Origin of the sequence: Micromonospora sp. RHAY321 (assembly GCF_023896955.1) — a bacterium.
GTDB lineage: Bacteria > Actinomycetota > Actinomycetes > Mycobacteriales > Micromonosporaceae > Micromonospora.
Map to the genome: position 1 here is coordinate 112,958 of NZ_JAMHIW010000019.1, position 7,042 is coordinate 119,999.

9 protein-coding genes and 1 pseudogene are annotated in these 7,042 nt (G+C 74.4%); 2 read left to right on the forward strand and 8 right to left on the reverse strand.

Annotated elements, in window-relative coordinates; translation table 11 throughout:
* Positions 1-13: 13 nt before the first annotated feature.
* The 3 genes from M8C17_RS27885 to M8C17_RS27895 all read right to left on the reverse strand — a co-directional run bounded on the left by M8C17_RS27885 (position 14) and on the right by M8C17_RS27895 (position 2,192).
* Entirely contained in the window at positions 14-709 is a 696-nt protein-coding gene (locus M8C17_RS27885; RefSeq protein WP_252419542.1) for a Pr6Pr family membrane protein, read from the reverse strand.
* A 119-nt stretch (positions 710-828) separates the two neighbouring features.
* Positions 829-1,587, reverse strand: a complete 759-nt coding sequence (locus M8C17_RS27890; protein ID WP_252419543.1) for a hypothetical protein — start codon at positions 1,585-1,587, stop codon at positions 829-831.
* Positions 1,588-1,688: 101 nt separating this feature from the next.
* Positions 1,689-2,192, reverse strand: coding sequence for a DinB family protein (locus M8C17_RS27895; RefSeq protein WP_252419544.1), 504 nt, complete (start codon positions 2,190-2,192; stop codon positions 1,689-1,691).
* 131 nt (positions 2,193-2,323) lie between these two features.
* On the opposite strand from M8C17_RS27895, the gene M8C17_RS27900 reads away from it, so the two are divergent.
* Positions 2,324-3,259 (forward strand): DUF72 domain-containing protein, encoded by a 936-nt coding sequence (locus M8C17_RS27900; protein WP_252419545.1) that lies wholly within the window; start codon positions 2,324-2,326, stop codon positions 3,257-3,259.
* Positions 3,260-3,557: 298 nt separating this feature from the next.
* On the opposite strand, the gene M8C17_RS27905 is transcribed toward M8C17_RS27900, so the two are convergent.
* Both M8C17_RS27905 and M8C17_RS27910 read right to left on the reverse strand, forming a co-directional pair.
* On the reverse strand, positions 3,558-3,926 hold the full coding sequence (locus M8C17_RS27905; RefSeq protein WP_252419546.1) for a hypothetical protein: 369 nt from the start codon (positions 3,924-3,926) through the stop codon (positions 3,558-3,560).
* Between the two features lie 146 nt (positions 3,927-4,072).
* The gene (locus M8C17_RS27910) at positions 4,073-4,705 is read right to left on the reverse strand and encodes a hypothetical protein (protein WP_252419547.1); all 633 of its coding nucleotides are present in this window, start codon (positions 4,703-4,705) and stop codon (positions 4,073-4,075) included.
* 199 nt (positions 4,706-4,904) lie between these two features.
* Here M8C17_RS27910 and M8C17_RS27915 point away from each other — a divergent pair, with 199 nt between their 5' ends.
* Positions 4,905-5,075 carry a hypothetical protein gene (locus M8C17_RS27915; protein WP_252419548.1) on the forward strand — a complete coding sequence of 57 codons (171 nt, stop codon included), beginning with the start codon at positions 4,905-4,907 and terminating at the stop codon, positions 5,073-5,075.
* Between the two features lie 39 nt (positions 5,076-5,114).
* Here the strand turns inward: M8C17_RS27915 and M8C17_RS27920 are convergent, their stop codons facing one another.
* The 3 genes and pseudogenes from M8C17_RS27920 to M8C17_RS27930 form a co-directional block, all read right to left on the reverse strand.
* Complete coding sequence (locus M8C17_RS27920) at positions 5,115-5,978, reverse strand: alpha/beta fold hydrolase (protein WP_252419549.1); 864 nt, start codon at positions 5,976-5,978, stop codon at positions 5,115-5,117.
* Positions 5,979-5,987: 9 nt separating this feature from the next.
* Complete coding sequence (locus M8C17_RS27925; protein WP_252419550.1) at positions 5,988-6,947, reverse strand: glycosyltransferase family 9 protein; 960 nt, start codon at positions 6,945-6,947, stop codon at positions 5,988-5,990.
* Positions 6,944-7,042, reverse strand: a pseudogene (locus M8C17_RS27930) (short-chain dehydrogenase); the annotation flags it as partial. The gene M8C17_RS27925 and the pseudogene M8C17_RS27930, both read right to left, overlap by 4 nt.

Consider the following 7,042-nt stretch of genomic DNA (forward strand, 5'->3'; position numbering starts at 1 on the left):
GATCACGTTGGCGTCACGACCCGCCGGTGCCGGCCACGCCGACCTCTTGTTCGGCGGGCGGGGTGGGGGTGGGGGTGGTTGGGCGGCGGGGGGTCAGGGTGCGGTCCAGGGTGACGAAGAGCAGGCCCAGCAGCCAGAACGCGACGGCGAAGAGGACCGCGCTGATCGCCACCCCGTCGTAGCCCAGCTCACCGGCGTCCAGGAACGGGTACGGGTACCGGTGGACGACCAGCCCTCGGAGCAGGGCGAAGCCGAGATAGGCCAGTGGGAACGCCAGCCACCAGGCCGCGTAGCGCAGGCGCAGCCGGCCACGCTGGTCGAACAGCACCCAGTCGGCGACCGCGAGCAGCGGCACGACCGTGTGCAGCAGTTGGTTGCCGAGCGCCTCGCCGACGGCCCGGTCGGGTTGCGCCATCGCGAACGGGCTGGCCGGGTTGGCCAGCACCAGGTGGTAGACCACGCCGGTGATGGTGATGTAGAGGGTGACCGCGCCGCGCAGCGCCGGTGGGGGATCGGGCCGGTCCCGCCACGCCCGCCAGCCGGCGTACCCCGCGAGGGCGCCGACCGCGACGTTGCTCTGGATGGTGAAGTACGGCAGTAGCCCGGTGACGGTGGCCGGGCCGAGCGCGGTGAGCACGATCCCGGCCAGCACGCCGAGCACCACCGTCAGGCGCAGGGCCGCCACCGCGCGTCGACGCCGCAGACTCATCGGGGCAAGCTATCAGCCGTCGGCGGGCAGGAGTCGTCGCGCCGGGGCGTGATCGAGCGCCGACCGAGGCAGGTCGGTTGTGCCGTCCACATCGTCAGGACGGCCGCCCGCGTGAGCGGTCAGTTCGATGGGCGGCCCGGCGGGGCGGACCGGCCGTCGGCCGGTCCGGTGTCGTCCTGCTCCCGGGCGGTGGGCGGCCCGTCCGGCGGCCCGGGAGACCCCGGATGCCGGCTCGGCACCTCACCGGGCCGTGCACCGGTGGGCCTGCCCGGTGCGGCCTCGACGGCCAGAATGTCCGCGCAGTAGTCGGCCACGCGATGCCGGTCGCCCGCGGCGGCGATCAGCCCGGAGAAGGCCGGATTGTCGAGGGCGCGCCCGGGGTTGCCTTCGGCGACCGTCCGGTACGCCCGGCACAGACCCACCACCTCGCCGACGGCCGACGTGTGCGGCGTCGGCACGGTGGTGGCGGGCGCGTCGGTCGCCGGCCGGTCACCGGTGGCCGGGGCGGTCGCCGCGGGTGGACCGACGGGGGCCGGTGGGGTTGCCGTGGGCAGGTGCGGCCGGGGAGTCGTGCCGTTGACGGCGGCCAGCGCCACCCCGCCGGTGGCGGCCAGCGCCAGTGCCGCCACCGCGGCCCGGGCGCCGGTCCAGGCGAGAGTGCGTGACCGGCGGTCGGGCTGTCGGGTGACGGCCGGGTCAGCCAGGGCACGGCGAAAGGCGTGCAGGGCGACGCCTTCACCGGCGAGTTCACCGGGGCTTGGTGCGGCGCGTACCGCGGTCAGCAGCAACGCGACCGGCCGCCGGGCGGTCGAGGGGTCGACGATGTTACCGCCGAACAACTGTTCGGCGGTCTTCTGGTCGATGCGGTCTGCGGTCATCTCGTGTCCCTCAGCGCCACCGACCTGCGCGCTGTCACATCGGCTCCCGCTCGGTGGGATCGGAGGTGACGCGCGGTGGATGGCGGGGAACGCGCCCGGGGTCAGCCCATGGTCTTGGTGCCGTCGATCGCCTCGCGCAGGATGTCGGCGTGCCCGGAGTGCTGAGACGTCTCGGCGATCAGGTGCAGCAGCACCCGGCGAACAGTCCAGCTCGCCCCCGGCTCGAACCAGGGCGCCTGCGGCAGCGGGTGCGCCGCGTCCAGGTCGAGGGTGGCGACCAGCTCGTCGGTCTCGGCGGCGACCTGCTGGAATCGCTCGACCAGACCGGCCAGGGTCTCGCCCGGCGCCATCCGGAACTGACCGACCCAGTCGACCTCCTCCCGCAGCATCGCATCCGCGCCGCCCACGGCGAAGCGCATCCACCGCTCCTCGATGCCGGCCACATGCTTGATGAGACCGCCGAGGCAGAGCTCACTGACGGTGGTGCGGGTGGCCGCCTGCTCGTCGGTCAGCCCGTCGACGGTGTGCAGGAGGAAGCCCCGGTGCCGGCGCAGCGCCTGCAGCAGGTCGGCCCGCTCTCCGGTGAGCTGCTCGGTGCTCGTCATGGTGGCGCCCTTTCGTCGACGTCGGCTCGGCCTGAGCGTAGGACGCGGCACCGACAGTTCCGGCCCCGCACGGCGACGACGCGGGCCGCCAGCGGTTGCCGATCCGGGCGCCGAGCGGTCCACTGAATGACATGGGTGTGATTAAGGTGGGTACGTCCTCGTGGGCCGACCAGTCGCTGCTGCGCTCCGGGTGGTACCCGCGCTCGGCCAACACGCCCGCCGGTCGACTGGGCTTCTACGCGGGGCGCTTCCCTCTGGTCGAGGTGGACACCTCCTACTACGCGATCCCCGCGCCGGAGACGACCCACGGCTGGGTCGACGCCACTCCGCCCGAGTTCACCTTCGACGTCAAGGCGTTCAGCCTCTTCACCGGTCACCCGACACGGGTCGCCGCACTGCCCCGCGACCTGCGCCCGCCCGCCGGCCCGAGCCGGATCCGTCGCCGCGACCTGCCGGAGCGGTCGTACGACGAGCTGTGGTCCCGGTTCCGGGCGGCGCTGGAGCCGATCGCGGCCGCCGGCAAGCTGGGTGTCGTGATGCTCCAGTTCCCGCCGTGGCTGGTGCGCAGCGCCGCCGCCGAACGCCGGATCGTCGAACTGGCACAGCGGTGCCGGCCGTGGCGGGTCGGTGTGGAGCTGCGACACGGGTCCTGGTTCGACGACGGGGCCGCCGTGGACACTGTGGACCTGCTGCGCGCGCACGACCTCTCGCTGGTCTGTGTCGACATGCCGCAGGGGCACCCGTCGTCGGTGCCGCCGATCTTGACCGCCACGGCGGAGCCGGCGATCGTCCGGTTCCACGGTCACAGCGACGCCTGGCGCGACGGCGACAAGGAGGACAAGTTCCGCTACGCGTACGCCGAGGAGGAGTTGCGGCACTGGGCCGGGCTGCTGGCCGAGCTGGCCGGCCCGGCCGACGAACTGCACGTGTTGTTCAACAACTGCTGCGCCGGCCAGGCCCAGCGGGACGCGACCCGGCTCGCGCAGATGCTGACCGAGACCATGATCTGGCCCGAACCCGACGTCGACCGGCCGGACGTCGCCGCGCGTGCCGCGTCCACCAACTGACGCGTGCCGCACGGCCGGTCAGGCCGTCGGGCCGACCTCGATCAGCAGGCCGTCCACCGGGCGGGTGGGGATGCGGTGCAGGGGATGCGCAGGTCCTGCTCGGGCACCGTGTACTCCAGGCGGGCCAGCCGGACGACGAGGTCACGCAACAACGCCACGGTGATCTGCTCCCCGGGGCAACGGTGCCCGGTGCGCGGGTCACCCCTGCCCTGGGGCACCAGCTCGAACGGCCCGATCTCCCGTGCCGCAAACCACGAGCCCGCCGACCGAAACGCGGCGGCGGGCGTCGCGGGTGCTGCTAGGAGCGCCGGCCGCGGGTGCGCAGCGCGTCCTGGCTGCGCTCGTTGATGTCCGCGTCGTCGGGAAAGGACCGGCGGCCGGGCGCCGGGTCCGGCGGCGCGCCCGGGCCGGCCGCTGGAGTACGGGTCGGTTCGACCGAGCCGAAGCCGTGCAGGCCGGCCGGGTTGGCCCGGCTGGCCGGGGCACCCGCGCGGCGTTCTCCACGCCGCCCCTCGGGCACCGCCGTCTCCTCGCTGCCCTCGTCCATCGGCGAGTCCTCGTCCGCGCCCCACGGCGGTTCGGCGTCGAAGCCGTCCTCGGTCTTCCACGGCTGCACCGCCTCCGGCTCCAGCCGGTCGCCGCCACTGCGTCCCTCGTGCGCCGTCATGGCCACCTCGCTCGTCGGTCCGCCGTCACCGGCGGACGATTGCGGGACGGGTCACGCCCGCCCGTGCGCCGTACCGGTCCCTACGACCGGCCGGCCATCGCCCCGCCGTGCAGGAGCGGCGGGGCAATGGCCGTCCGGTTCGGCACTCAGCGGCCGGCCATCGCCATCTGCCGCTTGCCGCCCATGCCCATGCCGGCGATCTTGGCCACCCCCATCGGGGCGCTCATCATTCCGCCGGCCCGGCCGAGGATGCCGCGGAACACCTGGCCGGCCTTCTGCTGCTCGCCCATGTACGCGGTCACCACGACCAGGGTCCCGGTCAACGCCGGGATGGCCCACTGGAGCAGCTTCATCTGTCGCTGCGAGGAGGCCACGCTCGCCGGGGTCTGGTGGTTGGGCTCGGTGGCCCCGCTCACCGGCGGGGCCCCCGCCTTCTCCAACCGCATGCCGACCAACCGGCTGTAGCCGGTGACCGCGAGCGCGCCGATCGTCAGCGCCGTCTTGATGGTGCTGGCCCGGGCCACCCCTGACTGGCTGGCGACCCGCGGGCTCTCCGTCACCAGCTCGCCGACGGCTCCGGCCAGGTGCGCGCCGATCGCGGCCGCGTTGACCGGGGTCCACTTGGACCATCCGGCCGACGCGACCGGAAGCCGCTGGGTCGAGTCGCTGATCTTCGCCGCTGCGCCGTTGACGCCGAGCGCTCCCATGAGGGAGCCGCCAAACCAGGCCGCCAGGCCCAGATCGTGCATCGAGCGCAGTGCGGTGTGCCGTTCGGACATGTGATCCCCTTCCGCCGTGTCGGGCGCTGCGGCTTACCCGCCGCCCGGGCGGCTAACCCCGGCGCGTGCCGGTCGATCCGGTGCCGCACCGGCACGGCGGGGACATCCGGATCGCGATGGTGCCGCATCGTCACCGGCAGGAGTCGTCCGGTCGGTGGCGGGTAGATGTCCGGGGGACGCTGACGGAGAGGGGAACGGGATGTCGCAGCCGGACGAGAGCCGGGAGAAGACCGCCAAGACCGACGCGGTGCTGATGCATCCGGACAACGACCCGCACCGGAACACCGCCGAGGTCGCTCCGCGCAAGGACCACGGTGAGGTCCGGGTGGAGCGCGACGGCGAGCTGGTGCCGCTGGATCAGGACGAGTGAGTCAGCCGGCCGGGCCGCGCGACGACCGGCCGGTACGGCTCAGCGGGGCGGCAGGTCGCTGGCGAAACCGGCGATCCGCCGCGCCAGCGGAGCGCCCGCACGGACCCAGGTGAAGTGGTCCAGCGGCGCCCCGGCCTGCGCCACCGTGTACCGCTCCCGCGTCACCGGGGCCGCGGTGAGCTTCGCGCAGAGGTGGTCCATGGTCTCGTGCGGTGTGTACTGGTCGTCGTCCACGCTGACCGCCAGCACCGGAGTCCGTACCGCGCGCACCGCCGCCTCGGTGTCCGTACCGTCGAGTCGGGGGAAGCGGCCGGTCCGCGCGGTGTACGCCCAGTCCCGGATCACCCCGCGCGCCTGCCGGCCGCCGAAGCCCCACCCCGGCCACACCCCGAGCAGCCCGGCGGTGGCGGCGATCCCCTGGGTGTACGGCAGCACTCCCAGCCCTCGCCGCCCCGGGTAGGTGCGCCAGTAGGGGATGCCGACCGCGACCAGCGCCAGCCCGTCCACCGCGTCGGTGCCGTCCAGTGCGAGGTGCAGCAGTGCGGCCTGCCCGCCGAGTGAGTGCCCGAGCAGTAGCCGGGTACGGCCGTCCAGTCGTCGCTTGAGCGCGGCCAGGACGGCGCCGACGTCGCCGGCGAGTTCGCTGTAGCCGTGCCGGTCGGCGCGGCTCGGTGCGGGGGTGCTCGCCCCGGTGCCCCGCAGGTCGGCGACCACGACGGCCAGCCCGGCGGCGCGGAGCGCGGCGGCGAACGGCCGGTAGTACCGGGCGCGCACCCCCATCGCCGGCCAGATCACCACGGCCGGCGCGCCCGCGTCGCCCTCGGGCTCCGGGTACACCTGCACGCCGAGGCGGCCACCATCGACGTCGACGAACTCCTGCGCGTACTCCGGGTCCCCGTTCACCCGCCCAGCTTACGACCCGACGTTACCGGCGGGTAGCGGCGCGCGGCGGGCCCGCTCCACCCGCTCCACCGCGTCGAGCACCTGGGGCACCTGCACGGCGACCAGGGCCGGATGCGGGGCGTCGTCGGCCGCACCGCGCGGACGGGGGCCCGCCCACAGCGCCTGGTGCCACGGCCGGTCCGGCGGCGGTCCCCACTGCTGGGGCGGCACCGGCCCGAACAGCAGCACCGACGGCGTGCCGTACGCCGTGGCCAGGTGACCGATGCCCGTGTCGCCGCTGAGCACCAGCCGGGCGTGTGCGACCAGCGCGGCCAACTCGCCGAGGTCGGTCCGGCCGGCCAGCGCCGCTGCGGTGGGAAGCCCGGACAGCTCCGCCACCCTCAGGCAGAGCTCCCGCTCGCCACGGCTGCCGGTCACCACCACCTGGTGCCCCCGTGCCGTGAGGTCGCGCGCCACGGCCGCGAACCGGGCCGGCGGCCAGCGGCGCTCGGTGGCCTTCGCGCCGGGGTGCACGATGCTGACCCCGGTCGGCAGACCGGCCGGTTCCGGCCGCCGTAACGTCAGGTTGGTGCGGTCGGCGGGGATGTCGTACCAGGACAGCAGCCGGCACCACCGGTCGACCTCGTGTTCGTCGGGGGTCCAGGGCGGGCCGTCGGTGAAGCTGGCGTCGGCGTTGGCGAACGCGAGCAGCCGTCGGGGCTGCGTGTCGGCGAGCATCCGGTGCGACTGTGGTCCCCGCCCGTGCAGGTTGACGGCGATCTGCGGGGCCGGGCCGGGCCACGCGAGGTGGCCCAGCCCTGGTGCGTCGACCAGCCGGTCGACGCCGCCGACGAGGTCGACCAGTGGCGTCAGCCAGCGCGGTGCGACCAGCACCAGTTCCCGACCGGGGTACGCGGCACGCAGCGCCCGCAGCGCCGGCACCCCGGTCGCCAGATCACCGACGCCGAGCGCCCGCAACACCACGATCACGGGTAGGAGGTTTCCTGTTCGGCGCAGACGACCATTTCGCGGATGGCGCAGCCGGGTGGTTGGTTGAGGGCGAACATGATGGCGGCGGCGGTGTG